The sequence below is a fragment of the Xaviernesmea rhizosphaerae genome, assembly GCF_001938945.1.
Classification (GTDB): Bacteria; Pseudomonadota; Alphaproteobacteria; order Rhizobiales; family Rhizobiaceae; genus Xaviernesmea; species Xaviernesmea rhizosphaerae.
Genome location: NZ_MKIO01000021.1, coordinates 20906 through 45570, shown reverse-complemented (window position 1 = coordinate 45570; position 24665 = coordinate 20906). Strand labels below are relative to the sequence as shown.

At 65.2% G+C, this 24665-nt stretch carries 20 protein-coding genes; 15 read left to right on the top strand and 5 right to left on the bottom strand.

From position 1 onward, the window contains the following. Positions 1-49: 49 nt before the first annotated feature. On the bottom strand, positions 50-1141 hold the full coding sequence (locus BJF92_RS04055; RefSeq protein ID WP_075633498.1) for an ABC transporter ATP-binding protein: 1092 nt from the start codon (positions 1139-1141) through the stop codon (positions 50-52). Positions 1142-1499: 358 nt separating this feature from the next. Here BJF92_RS04055 and BJF92_RS04050 point away from each other — a divergent pair, with 358 nt between their 5' ends. The 3 genes from BJF92_RS04050 (at position 1500) to BJF92_RS04040 (ending at position 3525) form a co-directional block, all read left to right on the top strand. Continuing rightward, positions 1500-2219: a GntR family transcriptional regulator gene (locus BJF92_RS04050; RefSeq protein ID WP_078057832.1), complete on the top strand. Its 720-nt coding sequence runs from the start codon at positions 1500-1502 to the stop codon at positions 2217-2219. A gap of 243 nt (positions 2220-2462) precedes the next feature. Further along, on the top strand, positions 2463-2699 hold the full coding sequence (locus BJF92_RS04045) for a DUF982 domain-containing protein (protein WP_075633497.1): 237 nt from the start codon (positions 2463-2465) through the stop codon (positions 2697-2699). A 148-nt stretch (positions 2700-2847) separates the two neighbouring features. Beyond that, complete coding sequence (locus BJF92_RS04040) at positions 2848-3525, top strand: sulfite oxidase-like oxidoreductase (protein WP_075633496.1); 678 nt, start codon at positions 2848-2850, stop codon at positions 3523-3525. 596 nt (positions 3526-4121) lie between these two features. Here BJF92_RS04040 and BJF92_RS04035 read toward each other — a convergent pair. Then, positions 4122-6047 (bottom strand): DEAD/DEAH box helicase, encoded by a 1926-nt coding sequence (locus BJF92_RS04035; RefSeq protein ID WP_075633917.1) that lies wholly within the window; start codon positions 6045-6047, stop codon positions 4122-4124. A 307-nt stretch (positions 6048-6354) separates the two neighbouring features. Here BJF92_RS04035 and BJF92_RS04030 point away from each other — a divergent pair, with 307 nt between their 5' ends. The 6 genes from BJF92_RS04030 to BJF92_RS04005 all read left to right on the top strand — a co-directional run bounded on the left by BJF92_RS04030 (position 6355) and on the right by BJF92_RS04005 (position 13559). Next, entirely contained in the window at positions 6355-6549 is a 195-nt protein-coding gene (locus BJF92_RS04030; RefSeq protein ID WP_139790450.1) for a hypothetical protein, read from the top strand. A 354-nt stretch (positions 6550-6903) separates the two neighbouring features. Further along, positions 6904-7107, top strand: a complete 204-nt coding sequence (locus BJF92_RS04025; RefSeq protein ID WP_075633494.1) for a heavy-metal-associated domain-containing protein — start codon at positions 6904-6906, stop codon at positions 7105-7107. Between the two features lie 79 nt (positions 7108-7186). Continuing rightward, on the top strand, positions 7187-9493 hold the full coding sequence (locus BJF92_RS04020) for a heavy metal translocating P-type ATPase (RefSeq protein ID WP_075633493.1): 2307 nt from the start codon (positions 7187-7189) through the stop codon (positions 9491-9493). A gap of 23 nt (positions 9494-9516) precedes the next feature. Then, positions 9517-10005: a Cu(I)-responsive transcriptional regulator gene (gene cueR / locus BJF92_RS04015; RefSeq protein ID WP_075633492.1), complete on the top strand. Its 489-nt coding sequence runs from the start codon at positions 9517-9519 to the stop codon at positions 10003-10005. Between the two features lie 149 nt (positions 10006-10154). Next, a complete protein-coding gene (gene chrA, locus BJF92_RS04010; protein WP_075633491.1) occupies positions 10155-11546 on the top strand; it encodes a chromate efflux transporter in 1392 nt (463 codons plus the stop codon). Between the two features lie 111 nt (positions 11547-11657). Continuing rightward, complete coding sequence (locus tag BJF92_RS04005) at positions 11658-13559, top strand: potassium transporter Kup (protein WP_075633490.1); 1902 nt, start codon at positions 11658-11660, stop codon at positions 13557-13559. Between the two features lie 67 nt (positions 13560-13626). Here the strand turns inward: BJF92_RS04005 and BJF92_RS04000 are convergent, their stop codons facing one another. Together BJF92_RS04000 and BJF92_RS03995 are read right to left on the bottom strand one after the other, a co-directional pair. Next, positions 13627-14844 (bottom strand): adenylate/guanylate cyclase domain-containing protein, encoded by a 1218-nt coding sequence (locus BJF92_RS04000; RefSeq protein ID WP_075633489.1) that lies wholly within the window; start codon positions 14842-14844, stop codon positions 13627-13629. 187 nt (positions 14845-15031) lie between these two features. Continuing rightward, the gene (locus tag BJF92_RS03995) at positions 15032-16294 is read right to left on the bottom strand and encodes a DUF3422 family protein (RefSeq protein ID WP_075633488.1); all 1263 of its coding nucleotides are present in this window, start codon (positions 16292-16294) and stop codon (positions 15032-15034) included. A 390-nt stretch (positions 16295-16684) separates the two neighbouring features. Between BJF92_RS03995 and BJF92_RS03990 the strand changes: the two genes are divergently transcribed. Next, positions 16685-17311 carry a BA14K family protein gene (locus tag BJF92_RS03990; RefSeq protein WP_075633487.1) on the top strand — a complete coding sequence of 209 codons (627 nt, stop codon included), beginning with the start codon at positions 16685-16687 and terminating at the stop codon, positions 17309-17311. 68 nt (positions 17312-17379) lie between these two features. Here BJF92_RS03990 and BJF92_RS03985 read toward each other — a convergent pair whose 3' ends face one another. Beyond that, the gene (locus BJF92_RS03985; protein ID WP_245294654.1) at positions 17380-18771 is read right to left on the bottom strand and encodes a pilus assembly protein TadG-related protein; all 1392 of its coding nucleotides are present in this window, start codon (positions 18769-18771) and stop codon (positions 17380-17382) included. Positions 18772-19027: 256 nt separating this feature from the next. Here BJF92_RS03985 and BJF92_RS03980 point away from each other — a divergent pair, with 256 nt between their 5' ends. The 5 genes from BJF92_RS03980 (at position 19028) to BJF92_RS03960 (ending at position 24641) form a co-directional block, all read left to right on the top strand. Further along, positions 19028-19864, top strand: coding sequence for an SDR family NAD(P)-dependent oxidoreductase (locus BJF92_RS03980; RefSeq protein WP_158032183.1), 837 nt, complete (start codon positions 19028-19030; stop codon positions 19862-19864). A gap of 64 nt (positions 19865-19928) precedes the next feature. Then, positions 19929-20966 (top strand): BMP family ABC transporter substrate-binding protein, encoded by a 1038-nt coding sequence (locus BJF92_RS03975; RefSeq protein WP_075633486.1) that lies wholly within the window; start codon positions 19929-19931, stop codon positions 20964-20966. 115 nt (positions 20967-21081) lie between these two features. Further along, entirely contained in the window at positions 21082-22599 is a 1518-nt protein-coding gene (locus BJF92_RS03970) for an ABC transporter ATP-binding protein (protein ID WP_075633485.1), read from the top strand. Beyond that, a complete protein-coding gene (locus BJF92_RS03965; protein WP_075633484.1) occupies positions 22596-23657 on the top strand; it encodes an ABC transporter permease in 1062 nt (353 codons plus the stop codon). The genes BJF92_RS03970 and BJF92_RS03965 overlap by 4 nt, the downstream gene beginning before the upstream one ends. Before the next feature lie 84 nt (positions 23658-23741). Continuing rightward, entirely contained in the window at positions 23742-24641 is a 900-nt protein-coding gene (locus tag BJF92_RS03960) for an ABC transporter permease (RefSeq protein ID WP_075633483.1), read from the top strand. Positions 24642-24665: the final 24 nt, after the last annotated feature.

Genomic DNA, 24665 nt, shown 5'->3' with positions numbered 1-24665 from the left:
GTCATGAACGATGATGGATGATTGGATCTGTCCGGTCAGAGCCGGGCGTTTACGCCGCGACGCTGCCGAGCAGCACGGCGTCGTCGAGCGCCCAGCTGAGCGCGACGGCATCGCCGACCGCAGCAGGCGCGGCGAAATAATCGGCATCGGAGAGGATCACCGTGAAGTCGTCGCTGCCGGCGCCCATCACGGTGAGCTTCACCGAGGCGCCGCGATATTCGACATTCGAGACCACGCCGTTGAAGCCCGATGCATCGGCCGCCGCCGGACCGAGCCGCACGCGGTCGGTGCGGATGCCGATATCGACAGGCATGCCGGGGGCAATCGAAGGCCCACGAACGCGGAAGACATGTCCGCCCGCGGTCTCGAAGGCGACGATGCCGTCCATGTCGCTGGCGCTGGCGCGGCCGGACAGGACGTTGTGATCGCCCATGAAGCGGGCGACGAAGGCGGTGGCCGGCCGCTCGAACACCTCGCGCGGGCTCGCCGCCTGCTCGATGCGCCCGTCATTCATGATGACGATCAGATCGGCCAGCGCCATGGCCTCTTCCTGGCTGTGGGTGACATGGACGAAGGTGATGCCGAGATCCTTCTGCAGGCGCTTCAGCTCGGCGCGCATGCGGATTTTCAGGAAAGGGTCCAGCGCGGAGAGCGGCTCGTCGAGCAGCAGCGCTTCCGGATCGGTGATCAGGGCGCGGGCGAGCGCCACGCGCTGCTGCTGGCCGCCCGACAATTGCGCCGGCCGGCGCGTGGCATAGGGCTCCATCTGCATCAGCTTGAGCATCTCAAGCGCCTTGGCGCGCCGGGCCTCCTTGTCCACGCCCTTCATCTTCAGGCTGAAGGCGACATTGTCGACGAGGTCGAGATGGGGAAACAACGCGTAGGACTGGAACATCATCGCCGTGCCGCGCCTGGCCGGCGGAAAATCGGTGACCACGACATTGCCGAGACGGATATCGCCCGATGAAATGCTCTCATGGCCGGCAATCATGCGCAGCGTCGAGGTCTTGCCGCAGCCCGAGGGGCCGAGGAAGCAGCAATAGCTGCCGGGCGGTATCTTCAGCGAGATGGCATGCACCGCGGTGGTGGCGCCATAAACCTTCGAAACGGATACAATGTCGATCTCAGCGGCTTTGGACATCAAGCTTCTCCTTCGTCGCGGCCTTAACAATGCATCAACCGTGCCAAGTCGAAGACGAAGGATGCTTCCCTGACCAGAAGCAGCGATTTCAAACACTTGAAAATGTGCAGCGCCTGGCTGCCCTTATGGTTTGCTTAAGTTTTGATCGGATTGCCGTCAAAATTCTCCGCAGATCGTATACAATTTTAGCTGTCATCAGATACAAAAACGCCCTTAACCCGTCGTCCGTTTGGCGCTAAAATAAGGACACGGCCAGGACGGAAAGGATCCGGCAGGGCCAAGCTGGCAGCGGCAAAGAGGCGAGCCACCGCGCTCCATCCGCCTTTCCTTGCCGGCGGATCCATGAGACGGCTGATCCATGACGATGACACACCCCACTGCCACGCTTGTCGAGGACACCACCGAGGTCACGAGCCAGACCATCCGCGACGCCCTGCGCGACGCGATCGTCGATCGTCGGCTCGCGCCCGGCACCAAGCTGTCGGAGGCCGATGTCGGCACGATCTTCAAGGTGAGCCGGACGCTGGCGCGCAGCGCGCTGCAGGCGCTGAGCTATGAGGGGCTGGTGGTGGTGGAGCGCAACCGCGGCGCCTTCGTCGCCTCGCCCTCGCTCGAGGAAGCACGCCAGATCTTCGCCTCGCGCCGCATTCTGGAGCCTGGCATCCTGGCCGAGGCGGCGCGGCGGATCGGCCCGGCGGAAATCGCCGCGCTGCGCCATCTGCTCAAGGAGGAAGAACGGCTGATCGAGGCGCGCGGGCAGCATGCGCGCCGCGCCGAGATCAAGGCCTCGGGCGATTTCCATCTGGCGCTCGCCGATATGGCCGGCAATGCGGTGCTGCGCCGCTTCATGGACGAACTCGTCGCCCGCTCCTCCCTGGTGATCGCGCTTTATGGCCAGTCGGCGATTTCGAGCTGCGGTCATCAGGAGCATGAGGCGATCGTCACCCATATCGAGACGGGCGCGATCGATGAGGCCACGGCAATGATGCTACACCATATCGATCATATCGAGGCCGATCTCGATTTGCGCGCCAAGACCGGCTCGGACCTGAAGGAAGCGCTGCTGCAAAGCCTCTGACGCCCGGCCGTCCCGAAGACGGGACACCGGCCTTCGTCGTCGAAGCGTCATATGCGGCGGATTTCCCGGGAGAAGCTGGCGTCATCTCGGATTTTTTCTGGATCTTTGGAACCGCTGTCGCACCCGCGCGTTACCGGGCGGCCTGTCCTCATCGCATCACGCGAATCGGGGATCCGGGCGAGACTGACGCCGGCACGCCTTCCGATCCGATCGGACGCCTGCCGCGCACGCATGAGGGTGTTTATGAGCTACAAGCGTTTTCCCAATCCGGTTCGCGTCATCGCACGTCAGAGCCAGGAAATCATTATTTCCACTGCCTGGGATGCCCTGGAATTTCTGCGCCGTTGGCCGGGCAGCCATGACCGCGCCTACCGCGTCGCCTTCCAGCATTGCCTTGATGCCCTTGATGGCATCCGCACGCCGAAGGCGGCCCATCGCTCCTTCACCGCCGCCGCCCGCGAGGCCGGCATTCTCGCTTAAACTCAAGGGGGCAGCGCAGCCGCCACTGCCCCTTCTATCTGCCATGCTGCCGGGCCTCCTTGACGGAGGCCCTTTGTCATTCCACATCTGCCGGCAGGGACAGGCGATCACGATCCGCCATCAGATCCGCGATCAAGGAGTGCCGGCGATGCAGGATGACGAAGGGGCCGAGGCGGCCCTTCTAACAGAGACCAAGCTGACCACCACCAAGCGCCGCTGGGCCGAGGAAGGCCGGTTTCTCACCGGCCGCGTCACCCGCGCGGGCGATGACCGTCTGCCGCCGGGACAGCATCTGGTGCAGAACTGGCCGGTGCTCGACCTCGGACAGCAGCCGATGATCGCGCCGACCAGCTGGTCGCTCGACGTGTCAGGCGCGGTGGAAACGCCGGTTCATCTGGACTGGAAGGCCTTTCAGGCCCTGCCGCAATCCAGCTTCGTCTCCGACATTCACTGCGTCACCACCTGGTCGCGCTATGACAATCACTGGCGCGGCGTCTCGGTGCATGACCTTCTCGACCTCGTCCGACCGAAGCCGGAAGCGACCCATGTCATGCTGCGCAGCTTTGACGGCTACACGACCAACCTGCCGCTGGCCGATTTTGCCGTGGAAGACGCGCTGCTCGCCACCCATTGGGAAGGCGCGCCGCTGACGCGCGAGCATGGCGGGCCGGTGCGCCTCGTGGTGCCGCACCTCTATTTCTGGAAGAGCGCCAAGTGGATCGAGCGGATCGACCTGATGACGGCCGACCGCGCCGGCTTCTGGGAGAAGAACGGCTACCACATGCGCGGCGATCCCTGGACGGAAGAGCGCTATTCGGAGGATTGAGACGGCCTCAGGACGATGCCGTCCGATAAGCACGGCATAGGACGCAAAGCTTGGCAGCCGTGTCAGCCCTATCGTAAGAATGTGATGGATCGCTTCTCGATGTCTGAACCTTCTTGCCAGATGCGCGAAGCCCTCGCTTCGTCATGCTCAGGCTTGTCCCTGTTATCTGCAACATCTTGATTTGATTGACGGAAGCAGATCCTCAGGACAAGCCCGAGGATAACGTCGCGCGTGATGATCCTGTTCGCCCGAACTCTCAAAATTCTGACGTTATCCTGAGAATTTCCTGTCTTCTGCCTGCCGACATCCGACCGGACACGAGCCGCGCGTCTCGTCCTTCGCCCCCAATGGGGAGACGAGACCCAGCCGATCAGACATCGCCTCCATCAGACCTGGTGGGAAAAATGCATAAGCCGCATTTTCTTTTTGGAGACGCCTGGCGAGGGCGGCGCTGCACCTCTCTTCTCCCCAGCGGGGAGAAGAGGGCCCGAAGGGTCAGATGAGGGAGCCAGACGCGTTCACAGATCATTATGTCGTGGAGCGTGAGGTCGTCAGCCAGCAGAACATGTGGAAGCGCCAGGCTTCCGCATCTCTCCTCAGGCCTTCGGGCCCTTCTTGAACGGCTTGCCGCCGGCCTTCTTTTCACCGCGGGGCTCATAGCCCTTCTTCTCGAAGCTGCGGCTGTCGGCGGCCTTGCGCTCGAAACGGCCGCCCTCTTCCGCGCGCGGACCCTTGGGGCTCCAGGGCTTGGCGCCCTCGCCTTCGCGCCGATCGGACTTCCAGGCCGGCTTGCCGCCCTTGGGGCTCTCGCGGAAATCGCTGGCGCCATCGCGCTGGAACGGCTTCTTGGCGGCCGGGCGGCGGCTGTCGGACAGATCCGGCGCGCCGGAGAGTTCCTTGACCGTGATGCCGCGCTCGAGCTGGCCCTTCGGACCCAGCGCCGAGCTGAAACGCTCCGCCCAGTCGCGGGCGATTTCGACATAGGTCACGTCCTGCTGCATCTTGATGGCGCCGATCTCCTGCTTGGTGATCTTGCCGATGCGGCACATGACGGGAATGAGCCAGCGCGGCTCGACCTTGTCGCGCCGGCCGGCCGAAAGCTCGAACCAGACGGCATCGCCGAAGTTTTCACGCGGCGCGCGCGGTAAAGGCTCAAAGCTGCCTTCGGCGCGGTCGCGGGTTCCACGCTCGCGCGGAGCTGCGGCGGCGCTGACCTCGACCAGATCTTCCGGGGCGGACCGGCCGGCGCGCAGGCGGCGCACGAAGGCGGCGGCGATCACTTCGGGGGTGAAGCGGGCGACGATCTCGGCGGCCAGGCTCGCCTCGTCTTCGCCAATCGGCTCCAGGAGCGAGGGATCAGCCAGAACGCGCTCGTCATCGCGCTTCAGCACCTCGTCGGCCGACGGCGGACGGGTCCAGTTGGCCTCGATGCGAGCTTCGCGCAGGATGCGCTCGGCCTTGCGCCGGGCGCTGGTGGGCACGACCAGCGCGCTGATGCCCTTGGAGCCCGCGCGGCCGGTGCGGCCCGAACGGTGCAGCAGCGTTTCCGGATTGGTCGGCAGATCGGCATGGATGACCAGCTCGAGACCGGGAAGGTCGATGCCGCGCGCCGCCACGTCGGTGGCGATGCAGACGCGGGCGCGCCCGTCGCGCATGGCCTGCAGCGCATGGGTGCGCTCGCTCTGGCTCAGCTCGCCCGACAGCGCCACGACGGCAAAGCCGCGATTGTGCAGCCGCGCCGTCAGATGATTGACCGCCGCGCGGGTGGAGCAGAAGACGATGGCATTCTGCGCATCATGATAGCGCAGGAGATTGATGATCGCGTTTTCGCGGTCGGCGGGGATGACGACCAGCGCCTGGTAATCGATATCGACATGCTGCTTCTGCTCGGCCTGGGTCGCGAGCCGCAGAGCGTCGCGCTGATAGCTGGCGGCCAGATTGGCGATCGCCTTCGGCACGGTGGCTGAGAACATCAGCGTGCGCCGGTCGGCGGGCGCGGAGTCGAGCAGGAATTCGAGATCCTCGCGGAAGCCGAGATCGAGCATCTCGTCGGCCTCGTCCAGAACGACGGCGCGGGTCTTCGACAGGTCCAGCGCGCCGCGGCGCACGTGGTCGCACAGCCGGCCCGGCGTGCCGACGACGATATGGGCGCCGCGCTCCAAGGCCCGGCGCTCGGTACGCACATCCATGCCGCCGACGCAGGAGGCGATCTCGGCGCCGGTCAGTTCATAGAGCCATTCGAATTCGCGCTTGACCTGCATGGCGAGCTCGCGCGTGGGGGCGACGACGACGCAGAGCGGCGCGCCGGCGCGGCCGAAACGGCCCTCGCCCTTGAGCAGCGTCGGCGCTACCGCCAAGCCGAAGGCGACCGTCTTGCCCGAGCCGGTCTGGGCGGAAACGAGCGCGTCGCGCCCGTCCATCTCAGGCGAAAGCACCGCCTTCTGCACCGGCGTCAGGGTCGAATAGCCGCGTTTGGCTAAAGCGTCGGCAATCGCCGGAACGACGCCCTCGAACTCACTCATCATCATCTGTCTTTCGGAATGGAGGTGCGGGTGACATCGGATCGCCCGACGTCAGCGGCGCTCGGGCCAAAGGGGCCCGCCGCGCGGATTGGCCGTCTCATAGAGCATCGAGGGGAGTTTGTCGAGCGCAGGCTTGCACGATCGCTGATGGACGCCGCCCGCCTACCCCCTGCCAAGCCCATGCCGAGCGCAGAAAAGGAAATATTTCTCTTACCCTTCCTTGCAACTGCGGCGCGACATCTTAGTTAATGGAGAGCGCCAGCGAGGAGACGCCGGCGCGCTCAGCATGACGCATCGGGAGGAAGCCATGAAGGCATCGGATCAACTGCAAGTCCAGTATGATTTCCGCAGCGGGAGCGTGCTCCTGCAATGCAAGAACCGCAGCCATGTGCTGCGCGAGAAATTCAGGACCAAGGAAAGCGCCGAAGCCGCTGCGGTGGAATTTGCCCGGGAGAACTGGGACTACCCCGTGAAGACGGCCATGCCGCTTGCCGCGCATTGAAACAGCGTTGTGTGGGTCCGGCCAAAAACAAAAGCCAGACAGGCTCTTGAACAGGACGAATAAGACCCCATCTTAGGGTCAGACATCGTTTCCAGCAGCGTGACCACGGATGTACTGGCACAAGCTGTTGAGACGGTTTGGGGGAAGGTCGGGTTTATCACTCGGCCTTTTTCTGTTTCTGGGCGTTTCTGATTTTGGGCGCCCTTCTCCGCGGCTCCGGTGCGCCATGCTTCTTCGGCACGCCGAATTTTCTCCATGGCCCTTGACCTTCCCACCATGGGAAGCCCCATCTCTTATGTCAGACCGCGGCTCGTTGCTGTTGCTTCAACGGGCCGCCCGCTCAAGGAGAGTGCCATGACCTATCATTTTTCCATTCCCGACATGAGCTGCGGCCATTGCGTGAAGGCCGTGACGAGCGCCATCGCGGAGGTGGACCCCAAGGCCGAGACCGCCGTCGATCTCACCACGAAGACGGCGACCGTCGAGTCCGCCTTGCCGGCCGAAGCGCTCGGCAAGGCGATCGAAACGGCGGGCTATGCCGCCACTCTGAGCGACTGACCTAGGCTGTTTCCGCCGAACCGGTCATTTGATGAGAAGGTCCCGGGGCTCGCGCCCCTTGGGCCGGAATGGTGACGCCATGACGATCTCTCTCCCTTCACCCGCCGCCCCGCTGCTGGAAGGCGGCGAGCCGCAGGATGCGGCAATCACGACACTGTCGATTTCCGGCATGAGCTGCGCCTCCTGCGTTGGCCGGGTCGAGCGCGCGCTTCAAGCCGTGCCCGGCGTTTCCCGGGCAGCGGTCAATCTGGCGACGGAGCGGGCGACGGTGACGGCCGAGGAGGGTCTGGCGTCGGATCTGCTCGTCGCCGCGGTGGCCAAGGCAGGTTACGAAGCCCGCGCCTTGAAGGCAGCGGGCGCGCGCAAGGCGGCAGAAGATGGCGACAGCAGGCGCGCAGCCGAGCGCAAGAGCCTCGCCCGCGCCTTCTGGATTGCTGCCGTGCTGACCCTGCCGCTCTTCGTTCTGGAAATGGGCAGCCATGTCAGCCCCGCCTTGCACGGCTGGATCATGGAAGAGATCGGCATAAGGCAAAGCCGTGTGCTGCAATTCCTGCTGGCGAGCGCCGTGTTGTTCGGACCGGGCCTGCGCTTCTTCCGCCATGGCCTGCCCGCCCTCTTCCGGCTGGCGCCGGATATGAATGCGCTGGTGGTGCTTGGCACCACGGCGGCCTGGGCCTATTCCAGCCTCTCCACCTTCCTGCCGGAGCGCCTGCCCGCCGGCACCGACCATGTCTATTTCGAAGCCGCCGCCGTGATCGTCACGCTGATCCTGCTCGGGCGGCTTCTCGAAGCGCGCGCCCGCGGGCGCACCAGCCAGGCCATCCGCCGGCTGGCCAGCCTTCAGGCCAAGAGCGCGGAAGTGCTGCGCGACGGCGGCTTTCGGGAGATTCCCTTGGCCGAGGTCCAGCTGGGCGACACCTTGCGCATCCGCCCCGGCGCGCGCTTGCCCGTCGATGGCACCGTGCTTGACGGCAGCTCCTTCGTCGATGAATCGATGATCTCGGGCGAACCCGTTCCGGTCGAAAAGACGCCGGGCGACCGCGTGGTCGGCGGCACGGTCAACACCACGGGCAGCTTCACCTTCCGCGCCACCCATGTGGGAGAAGAGACGCTGCTGGCGCAGATCGTCTCGCTGGTGGAGGACGCCCAGGGCGCCAAGCTGCCGATCCAGACGCTTGCCGACCGGGTCACGGCCTGGTTCGTGCCGGCTGTCATCGTCGTGGCGGCAGTCACCTTCCTCGCCTGGCTACTTCTCGGGCCCGAGCCTGCCCTGCCCTTTGCTCTGGTCAATGCCGTGGCGGTGCTGATCATCGCCTGCCCCTGCGCCATGGGGCTCGCCACGCCCACCTCGATCATGGTCGGCACCGGCCGCGCGGCCGAACTCGGCGTGCTGTTCCGCAAGGGCGAAAGCCTGCAGACGCTGAGCGGCGTCACGCAATTCGCCTTCGACAAGACCGGCACCCTGACCGAAGGCCGGCCGCGCCTGACCGATATCGTTACTGCATCCGGCGTCGATGAGGACCGGGCGCTGGTGCTCGCGGCGGCGGTGGAGCAGGCCTCCGAACATCCGATCGCCCGCGCCATTGTCACGGAGACCCTGGAGCGCGGGATCGCCGTGCCGCCATCTTCGCATTTTGCCGCCCTGCCCGGACTGGGCGCCGAGGCCATGGTGGAGGGGCAGAGCGTGATGATCGGCGCCGACCGCGCGCTGGCTGCGCGGGGCCTCGATCTAACGCCCTTCGAGGCGGAGGCCCGCCGTCTGGCGGCGGAAGGCTGCACCCCGGTCTATCTCGCCATCGACGGGCGGGCCGCGGCCATGCTCGCCGTGACCGATCCGATCCGGCCTGAGGCGGCAGAGGCGCTGGCGGCGCTGCGGGCACAGGGTGTTTCGCTCGCGATGATCACCGGCGACAACCGCGTCACGGCTGAGGCGATCGCCCGGCGCCTGGGGATCGAAAGGGTGATGGCGCAGGTGCTGCCCTCGGGCAAGCTGGAGGCGATCCGTAGCCTTCAGCAGAAGGGCGGCCCTGTGGCCTTTGTCGGCGACGGCATCAATGATGCGCCGGCACTTTCGGCCGCCGATGTCGGCATTGCTGTCGGAACCGGCACCGATGTGGCGATCGAAAGTGCTGATGTGGTGCTGTTGCAGGGCAATCCGCTCGGCGCGGCCCGCGCGCTGGCGATCAGCCGGGCGACGCTTGCCAATATCCGGCAGAACCTGTTCTGGGCCTTCGCCTATAATGTGGTGCTCATCCCGGTGGCGGCGGGCCTTGCCTATCCCGCCTTCGGCCTCATGCTGTCACCGGTGCTGGCGGCGGGCGCCATGGCCCTGTCGAGCGTCTTCGTGCTCGCCAATGCCCTGCGCCTGCGCCGCCTGACCCCATAAAGACAAAACAGAGGAGCTGGACCATGAACATCGGCGAAGCGGCCCGGCAGAGCGGCGTCTCGGCCAAGATGATCCGCTATTACGAGAAAATCGGCCTGATCGCGCCGGCCGGCCGCAGCCAGGCCGATTATCGCACCTATGGCATGGAGGACGTGCACGGCCTGCGCTTCATCCGCCGCGCCCGCGATCTCGGCTTCTCGGTGGAGCAGATGAAGGCGCTGCTGGCGCTGTGGCGCGACCGGGACCGCGCCAGCGCCGATGTGCGCGCCATTGCGCAGGCGCATATCGCCGATCTCGAGCGCAAGGCCGAGGCGATTGCCGCAATGACGCAGACGCTGAAGCATCTGGTCGATCACTGCCATGGAGACCAGCGGCCGGACTGCCCAATTCTGGAGGAATTCGCCGCCCCCCGCATGGAGCCGGACAGGCCGACCCCGCATAGGCCCGAGAAATTCGGCCCCGCCAGTCTCAGCCCAAACCTCACACCAAGCCTTGCGGATAGAAGCAGATAGGTTTCGATCGACGAGCCCCGGCAGGGCCCTGTTCAGGGCAGTCTGCGGGCGGGCGTGCACAGCAGAAGGCGGGCACCGGTCTTGCTCTCCGCCTTGGAAACGCCTATGGCTTGCCACGAAAAGGCTTCAATTGGACGGAAGGACGCGCTTTGGTCCAGACGAGCGAAAGGCTGCCGGCCGGCACCGCCGTGCCGACCCATGGCGTTTCCTTTTCCCAGGCGCTGGCGGTCTGGGCGCGCATCGCGGCTTTGAGCTTCGGCGGCCCGGCCGGGCAGATCGCGCTGATGCATCGCATTCTGGTCGATGAAAAGCGCTGGATCGGCGAAAAGCGGTTCCTCCATGCGCTGAATTACTGCATGCTCCTGCCCGGACCGGAAGCGCAGCAGCTCGCCACCTATATCGGCTGGCTGATGCATGGCGTGCGCGGCGGCCTCGCCGCCGGCCTTCTCTTCATCCTGCCCGGCTTCCTCGCCATTCTCGGCCTCAGCTTCGTCTATGTGCTGTTCGGCGGCACCACCCTGCTCGGCGGCGTGTTTCTCGGCCTGAAAGCCGCCGTGCTGGTCATCGTGCTGCAGGCGCTGCTGCGCATTGCCCGGCGCGCCTTGAAGGGCCGCCTCCAGGTCGCCATCGCGGTGGCCGCCTTCCTGGCGCTGGCCGTGTTGCGGCTTCCCTTTCCGCTCGTCATTCTGCTGGCCGGCCTGTTCGGCTTCCTTGCCGCGCAGCTGAGCCTGCCCGGCTTTGCCGCAAAGCCCGCCGCCGCCGATCCTGCCGCGGGCCTGGAGGACCATTCGCTTCTGGGAGACGGCGTGCCGGCCCATGCCCGGCCGACGGTCGGCTGGTCGCTGCGCATGGCCGCCATCCTCGCGTTCCTGTGGGCCGCGCCCGTGGTCGCGACATGGCTCGTCTTCGGCCCCGGAAATGTCTTCACCGAGATCGGCCTGTTCTTCTCGAAGATGGCGGTGGTCACCTTCGGCGGCGCCTATGCCGTGCTGGCCTATGTGGCGCAGGAGGCCGTCGGCCATTATGGCTGGCTGCGCCCGGGCGAAATGCTGGACGGGCTGGCGCTGGCGGAAACCACGCCGGGGCCGCTGATCATGGTGCTGCAATTCGTCGGCTTTCTCGGCGCCTACCGCCAGCCCGGGATCCTCTCGCCCTTGGAAGCCGCCACGCTCGGCGCGGTGCTGACCACCTGGGTCACCTTCGTCCCCTGCTTCCTGTTCATTTTTCTCGGCGCGCCCTTCATCGAGCGGCTGCGCGGAAACCAATCGCTCTCGGCCGCGTTGTCGGCGATCACGGCCGCGGTGGTCGGGGTGATTGCCAATCTGGCGCTGTGGTTCGCCATCCATGCGCTCTTTGCCGAGATCCTCACCTGGCAGGCGGGGCCGGTCGCCCTCGATCTGCCCCGCCTTACCTCGCTCCAGCCGATCGCGCTCTGTCTGACAGCAGGCGCGGCGGTCCTCGTCTTCGCGCTGCGCCTTTCGGTCATGCCGCTGCTCGGCCTGGCCGCTCTTGCGGGCGTGCTCGTGAACAGCCTTGCGTGATCCCCAATGCGCCTCCCCCCTCTTGCCGGCTGCCTTTGATGACGACAGGCTCCTACGCTCTCACCTCCTCCCTTGACCGCGCGAGCGGTTCGCGCGCGGACTAGAAAGACCATGACGACATCCACCCCCCATTCCGCCCCGCAGACGACGGACATGCGCAAGTTTCTCGTGCTGCTGCTCGGCTCGATCGGCGTCGTCTATGGCGACATCGGCACCAGCCCGCTCTACGCGTTTCGCGAGGCGCTGCGCCCCTTCTCCCATGATGGCGTCAGCCATGAGGAGGTCGTCGGCCTGATCTCGCTGATGGTCTGGACGCTGACCATCATCGTCACCTTCAAATATGTGCTGTTCCTGCTGCGCGCCGACAATGACGGCGAAGGCGGCACGCTATCGCTACTGGCACTGTTGATGAAGAAGGCCAGCCGCTACAACAAGGTGCTGTTCTTCGCCGGAATCATCGGCGCAGCACTGTTCATCGGCGATGCCATGATCACGCCGGCGCTCTCGGTGCTCTCGGCGGTGGAGGGGCTGAAGCTCGTCACCCCCGCTCTGTCGGATTATGTGCTGCCGATCTCGGTGGCCATCATGGTGGCGCTGTTCATGGTGCAGTCGCGCGGGACGGCGGCCGTGTCGAATTTCTTCGGGCCGATCACGGTCCTCTGGTTTCTCGTCATGGGCATCGGCGGCGCGGTGCACATCGCCGACGACTACACCATCCTGCACGCCTTGAACCCGCTGCACGCCATCGGCTTTCTCGGCCATGCCGGCTTCGTCGGCCTGATCGTTCTCGGCGCCGTCTTCCTGACCGTGACAGGGGCGGAAGCGCTCTATGCCGATCTCGGCCATTTCGGCCGCCGGCCCATCCAGGTCGCATGGTTCATCCTGGTGTTTCCGGCGCTGGCGCTCAACTATCTCGGCCAGGGTGCACTGGTGCTAGACCAGCCGGAAAAGATCGAGAACCCCTTCTATCTCATGTTCCCGGAATGGGCGCTGCTGCCGGTCGTCATCCTGGCCACGCTCGCCACCATCATCGCCAGCCAGGCGGTGATCACGGGCGCCTTCTCGCTCGCCCGTCAGGCGATCCATCTTGGCTTCCTGCCGCGCCTGGAGGTCTGCTTCACCTCCGAGACCAATACGGGGCAGATCTATGTGCCGGCCGTCAACACGCTGCTGCTGGTCGGCGTGCTGATCCTGATCTTTACCTTCGGCTCGTCGGAATCGCTGGCCACGGCCTATGGCATCTCCGTCACCGGGGCGATGGTGGTCACCACGCTTCTTGCCTTCCAGTTCCTGCGCGTCGTCTGGGGCTGGAGGCCGGTGACGGCGGCAATCTGCCTTCTGCCGCTGTTCCTCTTGGAATGCATCTTCCTCGCCGCCAACCTGCTGAAAATCCATGATGGCGGCTATGTGCCGGTGCTGATCGCGGCTGCGATCATGATCATGATGTGGACCTGGCGGAAGGGCACCATGCTTTTGCGCGAAAAGACCGCGCGCCACGAGATCCCGCTGGAGGCCTTCATCGCCTCGATCGAGCGCAAGTCGGACCACGCGCCGGTCCAGGTGCCCGGCACGGCCGTGTTCCTGACCAGCGTGCCGGACAAGACCCCGGCAGTGCTTCTGCACAATCTCAAGCACAATCACGTGCTGCACCAGCACAATGTCATCCTGACGATCAAGACCGCCGGCGTGCCCTATCTGCCGGATGACCAGCGCTTCACGCTCACCAAGATCTCCGAGCGCTTCACCAAGCTGGAGCTGAAATTCGGCTTCATGGAAACCCAGAACGTCTCCAGGGCGCTCGGCCAGTGCCGCAAGGCGGGCTTCAAGTTCGAGATCATGTCGACCTCCTTCTACCTCGGCCGGCGCAAGCTGGTGGGCGACGCCAAGTCGGGCATGCCGCAATGGCAGGATCGGCTGTTCATCGCGCTGGCGGGCGCGGCCATCGACCCCTCGGACTATTTTCACCTGCCGGCCAACCGGGTGGTGGAGATCGGCGAACAGGTCGTGATCTGACCTGAGAAGGGGGAGCGATACCGGGCGGCGGCGGCCGCACCCTCGATCGACCCCGATCCCGGCCGCGTTAGGGCTTCAGCGCATAGACCTCGACCGGCCGGTCCAGCCCGCGCAGCGGAAAGGCGCCGAGCGGTTCGACACGGTCGCCGGCCTCGGCTGCAACCGCAAAGGCCTCGGAAACCAGGATCGGACGCCCCACCTCCTTCGTCAGCGTTTCCAGACGCGAGGCGGTGTTGACCGCCGGGCCGATGACGGTGAAATCGAGCCGCAGGCGCGAGCCGATATTGCCATACATGACATCGCCCACATGCGCGCCGATGCCATAGGCGAGTGCGGGATGGCCGGCGGCAAGGCTTTCGGCATTGGCCGCCTCCAGGCGCCGCCGCCCTTCCTGCAGCGCCGTCAGCGCCCGCGCGCAGGCGCCCGGCGTATCGAGCGGGAAGATCGCCAGCAGGCCGTCGCCCATGAATTTCAGAATTTCCCCGCCCTGCTGCTCGATCGGCTCGCACAGCGCATCGAAATAGCCGTTCAACAGCCCGATCACCTCGTCACGCGGCCAGTGGTCGGAAATCTCGGTGAAATTGCGCAGGTCGCAGATCAGGATGGCGGCCCCTACTGTCACCCCGCTGCCACGCGTGGTGGCGCCGGCAAGAATCTGGCCGCTGGCATGCGGACCGACATAGGTTTCCAGCAGCGTGCGCGCCAGGCGATTCTTCAGCCGGATTTCGCTGACCAGCGCCAGGGCCGGCATGAGATCGCCGAGCAATTGCAGATGCTCGGGCTCGAAGCCCTCTGGCGCATCGGTAGCGAAGGACAGCACATGCCGATGGCCGAATGTGTGCTTGAGCGGCCAGGCGACGTAGTCGGTGATGCCAGCCGCTCTCAGATCGGCGAAGAAGGGAAAGTCGGGATTGGCATAATCCGTCCGCCAGAAGCTGCGGCGGATCTCTTCCGCGCCCTGGTGAATGGCATTGATGGGGCTTTCGAGATAGGCGGCGCTGTCCTCGACCCCATGCTCGAAGGTGGCGATATCGGGCTCGTCGCGGTCCACCTGCCAGAGAATGCGCGCGCCGATCCATTGCGGATGCAGGATGCGGAAATGCAGGCTGGAGCGCACCAGCGGCACGCCGGCCTTGACCAGCCGCAGGCACAATTCGTGGAAGATATTGTCGATGAACCGCTCGTCGCTGGTCTCCAGCATCAGCCAGTCGAGCAGGCTGGAGCGCTGGCGCGGCCAGTCACCGGCCGGCGGGAAAATGGGTGCGGCGGTCAAGCTGTCGGACATGGCGCTCTCTTCAGGCGGATGCGGTGAACCGGATCGCTCCCGCAGGCAGCCGCGGAACATCCAGGCCCGATATAGGTCAGCCGGCCGGCGGTTGCAAAGAGGCACTGCATGGCGTGCAAGGGCAATCCCGGGCGCGCTTCGTCCTCTTGACGCGCGGCGACGGACCCGCAGTCAATCCGCGCTGTCGTCAATCCACGCTGTGGGCCTTGCGCATGCGCTTCAGCCCGTACCAGACGATCAGGACGACGAAGGGCACGCAGATACCGGTGAGTACCGAGGGGTCGAGCCATTCCGTATCATGCGGCAGCGCCTTGGCGACATAGCCGATCAGTCCGATGACATAATAGGAAATGGCGGCGACCGACAGGCCTTCGACCGTCTGCTGCAGGCGCAGCTGCTGGGTGGCGCGGCGGTTCATCGAGGCGAGCAGGCCGGCATTCTGCCGCTCCAGCTCGACATCGATCCAGCTGCGGATGAGCGAGGTCGCCCGCGTCAGCTTGCGCGAAAGATTGGCCTGGCGCTCTTCCACCGAGCGGCAGGTGCGCATGGCCGGCGCCATCCGCTTTTCCAGGAAGGTGCCGATGGTCTCGTGATCGGAGGTCGGCACCTCCCCCAGAGACTGCAGGCGTTCCTGCACAATATCGTAATAGGCGCGGCTGGCGCCGAAGCGATAAAGGCTGGCCGCCGCATGCGCCTCCAGCTCCGAGGCGAGCTCGGTCACCTCCGACAGAAGCGCGTCGGCCTCGCCATGGGCGGTGCGGCGCATCTTCTCGGTCAGCTTGGCGAATTCGCTCTCGATGCGGGCGATCTGCGGCGACAGGCCCTGCGCCAGCGGCAGGCCGAGCATGGCGAGCGTGCGATAGGTCTCGATGTCGCACAGGCGCTGCACGACCGAGCCGCGCCCGGCGGGGGACAGGCCCTTGTCAATCAACAAAAAGCGCGTGAGCCCGTCGCCATCCTGGCGGAAATCGGTGCGGATCGTCGCCTGGCCCCGGCGCACGGCGCTGGCGCAAGTGCTCACCTCGTCGAACACCGCGCTGCCCTGGTCGAAATCCTCCGCGCGGATCTCCACGCGCATGCCGGAGATCATCGGCCCGGGCGGGATGAAGCGGTCGCCGAAGGGATGCAGGTTCACGGTATCGCCGAAATTGTCGGGCACGGGCCCGTCCCAGAACCAGGTCGAAAATTCCGTATGCCGCTCCCAGCGCAGCGTGCCCGTGGCGAAAGGCAGTGTGTGGTGGCGGGCATCGGTGGCCGGCGGGGAAACACCGCAGGCGCGCGACAGCTCCGCGAGCGAGGCAATATGTGCCGATGGCCCGTCCGTCATCATAAAGGCGAGCTGGAAGATGACGCGCGGGCATTCCAGCAGGGCGGAGGGCCGGGCATGGATCTCGCCGAGCACTGCGGCGCGGTCCTCGGCCACCGGAAAGGAGAAACTGCCACCTGCCATAAATCCACTCCTTGTCGGGCCTCGGCCACCATGCCGCGCCACGCCTCTCAATAAGCGGCGTTCCTCAGCATTTGCTTATCCTAGAAGGAATTCTTCACGCGCGGCTAGAGCTTACGAGAGCTCTGCCGCCACGAGAGCACCATGCTGTTGCCATTCTGAGACGCAACAGGCCGGGTGCACGGGCGGCACAGATGGAAAGCCACGGATTTCGCCTTTGCAGCGGCTCCACGACCCTGTTGCGGAACCCTTTCGGCGCTGGTTCGTTCTTGGCCCAGGAAATCCACAGGCAGACGCAAAGCAGCAGGACAGGCAGGAGGGCCGGCATCATCCGCCAGCTCCGATGAGGCCCGGACCTGTCGACATGATGTCGATCGAAAATGGAATGCGCCGATGAAGACCCTTCTGTCGCTCACCTTCGCCATGACCACGTCGCTCGGCTTGCTCGCAGGCGGATTGTTCGCTGCTACGCATCTTTCAAACGGCGAACCCACCCACCATTTCGATCATCTCGGCGCACCGCTCTGGACCTCGATCCCGCACAGGGTGGATCCTGCCAATATCGGCTATCAGCGCGAGGCGCCGGACTCGCAGATGATCGCGCGCGGAAAGGCCTCCGAAGTCAGGCTGGCCGAGCTGGAGCGGGAAAAATCGGCCGAACCGGATGCGCGCACGGCACTGGCCTCCCTTCCCCAGGCAAGCGCTGGCTATAACGAGGCGCATCTGGCCTATTGCCGGCAGCGCTATCGCTCCTACGACCCCGCCGACAACAGCTACCGCCCGTTTTCCGGCGGCCGCCAGCCCTGCGTCTCGCCCTATATGAACGATCAGGTTCAATCCGCCAGCGCCGACATCGTCGCCCAAGACGATGGCGCCGTTCTGGAAATGGGCGATACGGGCGGTGCGTCCATGGATGCGCATGCGCAGTGGTGCAGTGCGCGCTATCGCTCCTATGATCCGGTCAGCGACAGCTATCGCAGCTTCTCCGGCGATGTCCGCCGCTGCATCTCGCCCTACTGACGAGGCGCATTTCTGCCGGCGCAGGCGCGATGCGGCAAAGGCGTGGCCGAATGCAACCGCCGCAAGCCTTACCCCACAAGCCGCGGTGTGTTGATCGCCTGGAAGAACAGGGCCTTCATCGCCTCGTCGATCCCGGCGGATGGGCTGACCTCGAAAAAGAGCGAGGGCGATGCGCAAGCCTTCAGCGCGGGCGAAATCTGCGGATCGAAAGGCTGGATCCACTTCTCGTACCAGCCGTCATCCGTCTTCATTTTCAGATAGGTCGTATAAAGGATCGCGATCCGGAAACCTGCCTGCTTGAGATTGTTGCAGACGCTGGTGGCAATCGGTTCCTGACACCGCGTGGCTCGATGCAGAGGCTGGGAGCAGCCATTGGGCTTGTTCGCATCGTTGACACCGTCCGTCACGAAGAAAAGAATCTTTTCGGGGTCGTCAGCGGTCCTGCCAGTGCCGCTGGCACCCTTGGCGCTTTCGCTCATGACCTTGCCTACATCGCCGATCCGCCTATCGAAGTCCGTCATCTGATCGTCGTCGTAGCTGCTGTTGGGCACGGACATCAGGTCAATCGTCGTGGCCTTCGGCTTGACGGAATCGAGATCGTCGGTCAGCGGTGAGATTTCCGTCAGCCCGCGCTTGCTCGCATCTGGGCCGAACGTGTACAGGGCGACGCGAAACTGATCGGGAACGAGGCGCGCCTGCTTTGCCGTGTCCATCAGCGATGCGGCGGCCCTGGCGACCATGTCGATCCGGGTGGTGATCCCGGCGGCACGGGCATCGCCATAGGTATCGCTCGGCTGAACGACGCCCCCCTTGACCACATGACAGGCAAAGACACAATTGTCTAGGTCACGCATCTTTGCGATATCGGCATTGGTCGCACCCAGCCCCATGGAGGGCGTGTTGTCCAGAAGCATATAGAAGTCGCGATAGGCGGCGGTTGATGTCTGCGCTATCGCCTTGCCCTTGACCTCAATCACCGGCTGGCCGAGGATGCGGGAAAAGGTGGTAGGCACCGTCGCGGTGAAATTGACCGTCGCGGTGAGGATGCCATTTTGTTTCACCACCGATACCTTGCGGGTCACGATATAGGTTTTTTTTCCGGCATTAGCATTGAACACGCGACCGGCATCTGCTTCTGCCTGGGCCATATTGCCGTCTTGCGCCTGCATGGCCTGCTTCGCGGTCGATGACTGCGTCGATAGGACCGCAAGAGCCGCCGCATCCGCCGCGCCCTGCAATTCATGCTTGATCGACACGGCCTGACTCACGTCAACCCCCAGACCGACGGCACCCAGCATACCAACAAGCATGAAAGCCGTCATAATGCTCAGATTGGCATGCTGGCTGGCGATAAGCTGCTTGATCACGTTGATGATTTTCCTGTCAGTGGATGAAAACCCGGCACGCGCCCGCAGATACGCGCCACAGCCGAGGGGATCGGCAGAACTGGAAAATGGCACAAATCCGTCTCATTCCAATTAATGCTAATATGATGTCTTTACGCGCCCTCCGATTTTCATCACCTGGGATTTCACTTTTTTGCTGAGGCTGGCCATGAATTGTGTCGCGGTTGCCTCTGGCGAAAGGATGCCTCCTTGCAGTCGACACTGTGCATTTTTTACGCATGCTGGACCCTTGCTTTTTCGCTAGGCAGTTTTAAAGCTAACTGCAGCCCTCATGCTCCGGGCTCCGCATTTTGATCGCCAGGTTTTTCAGATGTCGAAATATTCGCCCCGCGGTGGCCACGCGACCCTTCCCTTGCGCGACGGCGCGATCTTTCCCGTTCATCAGGACAAGGCGATTCTCGTCACCGGTGCCGCCGGTGGCGTCGGCCGGGCGACGGCGGAACTTCTGGCCGCGCAGGGCGCGCGCCTGGTGCTGATCGATCTCGATGCAACGGCTCTTGGGTCCTTGGCCGGGACGCTCGGGGCGCCGGGCCACCATCTGGCGATCGCCATGGATCTGGCAAGCGAAGCCTCTGTCTCGGACGGTTTTGCCCGGGCGGTCGAGGGTTTCGGCACGCTTCATGCGCTGGTCAACTGCGCGGCGATCGTGCGCCACAGCGAGCCGCTGGACATTCCCCGCTCGGACTGGGAGCGGCAATTCGCGGTGAACCTGTTCGGCGCTTACGATATCGCCCGGCTGACCGCCCGCCATATGATTGACCGCGGCGTGCGCGGCGCGCTCGTCGCCATCGCCTCGGAGGCCGGCAAGAAGGGCCATGTGGAATCGCTGGCCTATTCCGCCTCCAAGGCCGGGGTCATCTCCATGACGCGCATGCTGTCGGAAGCGCTGGCGCCCTTCGACATCAACGTCAACTGCATCTGCCCCGGCGGCGTCGCCACGCCGATGCTGCGCGAGGTGGCCGAAGCCTATTCCGGCTATAGCGGCGAAGCGGCGCCCGCCATCTTCGACAAGATGATCAACACCCAGCTCATCCGCCATATCGAGCCGGTGGAGGTGGCGCGGATCGCCTCCTTCCTGCTCACCGACGACGCCATGCTGATCCGTGGCCAGGCGATCAATGCCGATGGCGGCGAGACGCCCTATTGAGTGATCTGGGCCGGCAGACCCATCCAGACAGACCGAAGCCCTGACGGGCCGCAAAGGAGACGAGATGACGACACGGGGACTTCTTCGCAACGCCGCGCTGGCGCTTGCCACCATGACCGCGACGCTGACGGCGGGCGCTCAGGCCTTCTCGGCCGATGGCAAGCCGCTGGTGATCTATGTCTCCTCCAATCCGGTCGGCGTGAACGACTTCCTGATGCTCGGCAAGATCGGCACGGACCGCATCGCCAAGGAGCTCGGTGGCACCTCCAAGACCTTCGAGAGCACTGATCCGACGACACAGCGCCAGAACCTCGAAGCCGCCGCCAAGGAAGGCGCGGATGTGGTGGTCGCCATCACCTTCGAGTTCAACGACATCCTGCCTCAGGTGGCCGCGCAATATCCCAACGTCAAGTTCCTGCAGATCGACAGCTGCCCGTCGAAGATGCTGCCGAACATCTATTGCGCCGTGTTCCGCGAATATGAGACCAACTTCCTCGCCGGCGCCGAAGCCGCGCTGACCAGCGAGACAGGCAAGGTGGGCGCGATCGGCGCGCTCGATATTCCCTTCATCCACCGCTATAACGACGCCTTTCTCGCCGGCGCCAAGCATGTGAAGCCGGAAATCGAGACGGCGGCCAATCTGTGGATCGGCGGCGACAATCCCTTCTCCGACCCCGCGCGCGGCCAGCAGCGCGCCACTGTCATGCTCTCGGAAGACGTGGACCGCGTGCTGGCGGCCGCCTCCGGCTCCAATGGCGGCATCTTCAAGGCCATGGCCGACTTCCCCGGCGCGGCCGCCTTCGGCGTCGATATCAACCAGTGCAAGCAGTCGCCCGGCCATGTCATGGACAATGTCGAGAAGCTCACCGACGTCGCGGTCGAGACCGGCGTGCGCGATATTCTCAAGGGCACGCGCGGGCAGGTTGTCGCCCTCGGCCTGAAGGAAAACGGCATGACGCTGACGAGCTTCAAGCCTGACGTCGACAAGTCCGAATGCCTGATCGCCAAATATCCCGAGGTCATCGACAAGGTGAAGGCGCTCAAGGAAGAGATCATCGCCGGCAAGGTCGTCGTGGCCGACCCGATGAAGCTCGACAAGTAATACCAAGTGTCGAAGATAGGAACCTATAGGTGCCTATCATCGAGACTTGGTATAACGATCCCGCGCGCGGGGTCTTTTCCCGCGCGCTTCCTTCGCATCGAAACCGGATTTCAACATGCAGATGGTCGAGCTGGAGACGGCAGGCATCGTCAAGCGCTTCGGCACGTTGGTCGCCAATGACGGGATCGATCTTTCCGTGGCGCGCGGCGAGGTCCATGCGGTCATGGGCGAGAACGGCGCCGGAAAATCGACGCTGATGTCGATCCTCTACGGCATGCAGGCACCCGATGAGGGCAGCATTCTCCTGCGCGGACAGGAGGTGCGCTTCCGCTCCGCCGTCGATGCCATCGACCATGGCATGGGCATGGTGCACCAGGCCTTCAAGCTGTTCAATTCGCTGACCGTCTGGGAAAACGTCGTCTATGGCCGCGAGCCGCGGCGCGGGCCCGCGCTCGACCGGCGGGCCGCCATCGCCCAGGTGGGGGCGCTTGCCGAGCGCTTCCGGCTGAGCGTCGATCCCACGGCGCGGGTCGGGGATCTTTCGGTCGGCGTGCGCCAGCGCGTGGAAATCCTCAAGGCGCTCTATCGCGACGCGCGCATCCTCATCCTCGACGAGCCGACGGCGGTGCTGACGCCGCAGGAGCGCGACGGATTGTTCGATGTCATCCGCACGCTGAAAGCCGACCAGCGCACCATCCTCTTCGTCACCCACAAGCTGCATGAGGTGATGGCCATTACCGACAGCGTCACGGTTCTGCGCCAGGGCCGCGTAACCGAGCGCATGGCGACCCGCGACACCACGCCCGCCGAGATCATCCGCGCCATGACCGGCCGCGTCGTCAACCTCACCGTGGACCGCAAGCCGGCGACGCCGGGCGCGGCCGTGCTCGACGTGCAGGGATTGACAGTCGGCACGGGCGCAAAGCCTGTCGTGGACAAGCTAAGCTTCCGCCTCCATGCCGGCGAGATCGTCGGGATTGCCGGTGTGGCGGGCAATGGCCAGACCGAGCTGATCGAGGCACTGACCGGCCTTCGCCGCCCGGATGGCGGCCGCGTGACGCTCTCAGGCAGGGATGTCACGGAAGCCGACGTCGAGGCTCACCGCGCCGCGGGGCTGGCCTATGTGCCGGAGGACCGGGCTGTCACCGGCACGGCCCGCGCGGCCTCGGCGGCAGACAATCTGCTGATGGGCTATCAGCGCAAGGCGCCCTTTACCGAAGGCCTGCGGCTGAACGCAAAAGCGGTTGCCGAGCACGCCCGGCGGCTGATCGGCCGCTTCGGCGTCAAGATTGCCGACGAGACCGTGCTGGTGGGCACGCTGTCGGGCGGCAATCTGCAGAAGGTGGTGATTGCCCGCGAGCTGACGCATCAGGCGCCGCTGCTGATTGCCGAACAGCCGACGCGCGGCGTCGATGTCGGCGCGATCGAATTCATCCATGCCGAGCTGGTGGCCGAGCGCGACCGGGGCCGCGCCATCCTGCTGGTCTCTGCCGAACTGAGCGAGATCCTGGCTTTGTCTGACCGAATTCTCGTCATGTATGAGGGCCGGATCCTCGCGGACCTTCCGGCCGGCGCGGCGGACGAGGACAGGCTCGGCCTGTTGATGGCCGGACGGACGGGGCAAGCCGCATGAGCGAGAAGACCATGACACCCCGCCCCTCCCGCCTGCCCGCACTTTCCCTTCCTGCCGTCCCCTTGGCCATCCTGATCGGTGTCGTGCTTGGCGGCCTGCTGGTGCTGGTCTCCGGCGGCAATCCGCTTGATGCCTATTGGCGCATTCTCGTGGGCAGCCTTGCGCCTGCCAACTGGCCGGACACGCTGAACTGGGCGGTGCCGCTGGTCGGCATGACCATCGCCGCCGCCATTCCCCTGCGCGGCGGCATGGTCAATCTCGGCGGCGACGGGCAGCTGGCGATCGGCGGCTTCGTCGCCGCCGTGCTGCCGGTCATGCTGCCGCAGATCCTGCCCGAGGCCATCGCCCTTCCCGGGCCCGTGCTGGCGGCGCTCGCCATTCTCGCGGCCATGCTAGCCTCGGGGCTTTATGCCGCACTGGCGGCGCTGGGCGAGGTGCGCTTCGGCATTCCCATGCTGATCTCGAGCCTGCTGCTCTCCTATCCCGCCATCGGCGTCACCTCCTATTTCGTCGGCTTTCCGCTGCGCGACACGACGACCGGCTTGTCGCAGACGGCGATGATCCCCGAAGGCGCGCGGCTGATGACGATCAGCGGCCCGCTCAATATCGGCCTCCTGATGATCGTGGCCGTCGCCGCGCTGGTGCTTTATGTCGACCGGCGCACGGTCGGCGGCTATGAGTTGAGGATGCGCGGCCTCAACCCGCGCTTCACCGCCTATGGCGGGGTGAAGCCGGGGCCGCAAATGCTGCGCACGCTGTTTGCTAGCGGCGCCATTGCCGGCCTGGTCGGGGCCATCATCGTTCTCGGCTCGCTCTATCGCTTCCAGGACGGGGCGCTGCTCTCGCCCGGCTATACCTGGTCCGGGCTGATGGCGGCGCTTCTGGCGGGCGGCGAGCCGCTGGGCGCGATCACGGCCGGCCTGTTCTTCGCCGCGCTGCAGACCGGCGGCTTCGCCATGCAGCGCGAAACCGAGATCCCCCGCGTGCTCACCATGATCCTGCAGGCGATCATCATCCTGTTCCTGGCGATGCGCCACGGCGTCGGTCGGCGCGGCTGACCGTCTTCTTCCACGTCTGACGCTGCGAAAACCCGACACCCTTTCCGGTCCGATGCCTGGGGCCATTCCTTCGAGAAGCTGCACATGGATTTCATCAGCGCCTTCATGGTCAATTCGACGGTCCAGGCGATCACGCCGATCCTTCTGGCCGCGCTGGCCGGCAGCCTGTGCGCGCGCGTCGGCGTGTTCAACATCGCCATGGAAGGCCAGCTGCTGATCGGCGCCTTCTGCGCCGTGGCCGGCAGCCACTACACCGGCAGCGCCGCGGTCGGCGTGGCGGCGGCGCTGGTGGGAACCGTCGTCTTCTCGCTGATCCTCGCCTATGGCGCCACCGTCTTTCGCGGCGATGCCGTGGTGATCTGCATCGGCATGAATCTTTTGGCCTCGGGGCTGACCGCCTATCTGCTGCGCCAGCTCTTCGGCGTCAGCGGCGTTTTCAGCGATCCCAATATCGCGGAACTCGCCAAGATCCGCATCGCCTCGATCCAGTCCATTCCCTGGCTCGGCTGGATCGTCTCGCGCCAGACGGTGCTGACTTATCTTTCCTGGGCGCTCACCGCGCTGGTCGCCTATGTGCTCTACCGCACGCCGATGGGGCTGCGCCTGCGCGGCGTGGGCGAGGATCCGGAGGCCGCCGGCACCATGGGCATCGACGTGCGCCGCTACCGGGTCGTCACCGTTCTGGCCGCCGGCGCCTTGACCGGGCTCGGCGGCGCGCAGCTCTCGCTCGGCACCGTCGGCATCTTTTCCGAGGATATGAGCGCCGGGCGCGGCTGGATCGCGGTGGTCGCCGTCATGCTGGGACGCGACAATCCCCTGTTGGCCGCGCTCGCCTGCGTGCTCTTCGGCATTGCCGATGCGCTTTCGGTCAAGCTGCAGGCGCAGGGGCTGCCCAACCAGCTTACCGATATCGTCCCCTATGTCGTCACGCTCGCCGCGCTCGTCATCAGTTACAGGCGCAAGCGCGGGACGCGCCTCGCCTGATCATTTCATTCCCGCATTGGAGCC

What these genes read in the sequence shown, in the direction of transcription:
- BJF92_RS04055 (WP_075633498.1), bottom strand. Translation starts at nt 1,141, where the DNA reads ATGTCCAAAGCCGCTGAGATCGACATTGTATCCGTTTCGAAGGTTTAT.
- cueR (WP_075633492.1), top strand. Translation starts at nt 9,517, where the DNA reads ATGAACATCGGCGAAGCGGCCCGGCAGAGCGGCGTCTCGGCCAAGATG.
- BJF92_RS04035 (WP_075633917.1), bottom strand. Translation starts at nt 6,047, where the DNA reads ATGAGTGAGTTCGAGGGCGTCGTTCCGGCGATTGCCGACGCTTTAGCC.
- BJF92_RS04005 (WP_075633490.1), top strand. Translation starts at nt 11,658, where the DNA reads ATGACGACATCCACCCCCCATTCCGCCCCGCAGACGACGGACATGCGC.
- BJF92_RS04025 (WP_075633494.1), top strand. Translation starts at nt 6,904, where the DNA reads ATGACCTATCATTTTTCCATTCCCGACATGAGCTGCGGCCATTGCGTG.
- BJF92_RS04040 (WP_075633496.1), top strand. Translation starts at nt 2,848, where the DNA reads ATGCAGGATGACGAAGGGGCCGAGGCGGCCCTTCTAACAGAGACCAAG.
- BJF92_RS04045 (WP_075633497.1), top strand. Translation starts at nt 2,463, where the DNA reads ATGAGCTACAAGCGTTTTCCCAATCCGGTTCGCGTCATCGCACGTCAG.
- BJF92_RS03980 (WP_158032183.1), top strand. Translation starts at nt 19,028, where the DNA reads ATGTCGAAATATTCGCCCCGCGGTGGCCACGCGACCCTTCCCTTGCGC.
- BJF92_RS04020 (WP_075633493.1), top strand. Translation starts at nt 7,187, where the DNA reads ATGACGATCTCTCTCCCTTCACCCGCCGCCCCGCTGCTGGAAGGCGGC.
- BJF92_RS04050 (WP_078057832.1), top strand. Translation starts at nt 1,500, where the DNA reads ATGACGATGACACACCCCACTGCCACGCTTGTCGAGGACACCACCGAG.
- BJF92_RS03965 (WP_075633484.1), top strand. Translation starts at nt 22,596, where the DNA reads ATGAGCGAGAAGACCATGACACCCCGCCCCTCCCGCCTGCCCGCACTT.
- BJF92_RS03975 (WP_075633486.1), top strand. Translation starts at nt 19,929, where the DNA reads ATGACGACACGGGGACTTCTTCGCAACGCCGCGCTGGCGCTTGCCACC.
- BJF92_RS03960 (WP_075633483.1), top strand. Translation starts at nt 23,742, where the DNA reads ATGGATTTCATCAGCGCCTTCATGGTCAATTCGACGGTCCAGGCGATC.
- BJF92_RS03990 (WP_075633487.1), top strand. Translation starts at nt 16,685, where the DNA reads ATGAAGACCCTTCTGTCGCTCACCTTCGCCATGACCACGTCGCTCGGC.
- BJF92_RS03970 (WP_075633485.1), top strand. Translation starts at nt 21,082, where the DNA reads ATGCAGATGGTCGAGCTGGAGACGGCAGGCATCGTCAAGCGCTTCGGC.
- BJF92_RS04030 (WP_139790450.1), top strand. Translation starts at nt 6,355, where the DNA reads ATGAAGGCATCGGATCAACTGCAAGTCCAGTATGATTTCCGCAGCGGG.
- BJF92_RS03995 (WP_075633488.1), bottom strand. Translation starts at nt 16,294, where the DNA reads ATGGCAGGTGGCAGTTTCTCCTTTCCGGTGGCCGAGGACCGCGCCGCA.
- BJF92_RS04000 (WP_075633489.1), bottom strand. Translation starts at nt 14,844, where the DNA reads ATGTCCGACAGCTTGACCGCCGCACCCATTTTCCCGCCGGCCGGTGAC.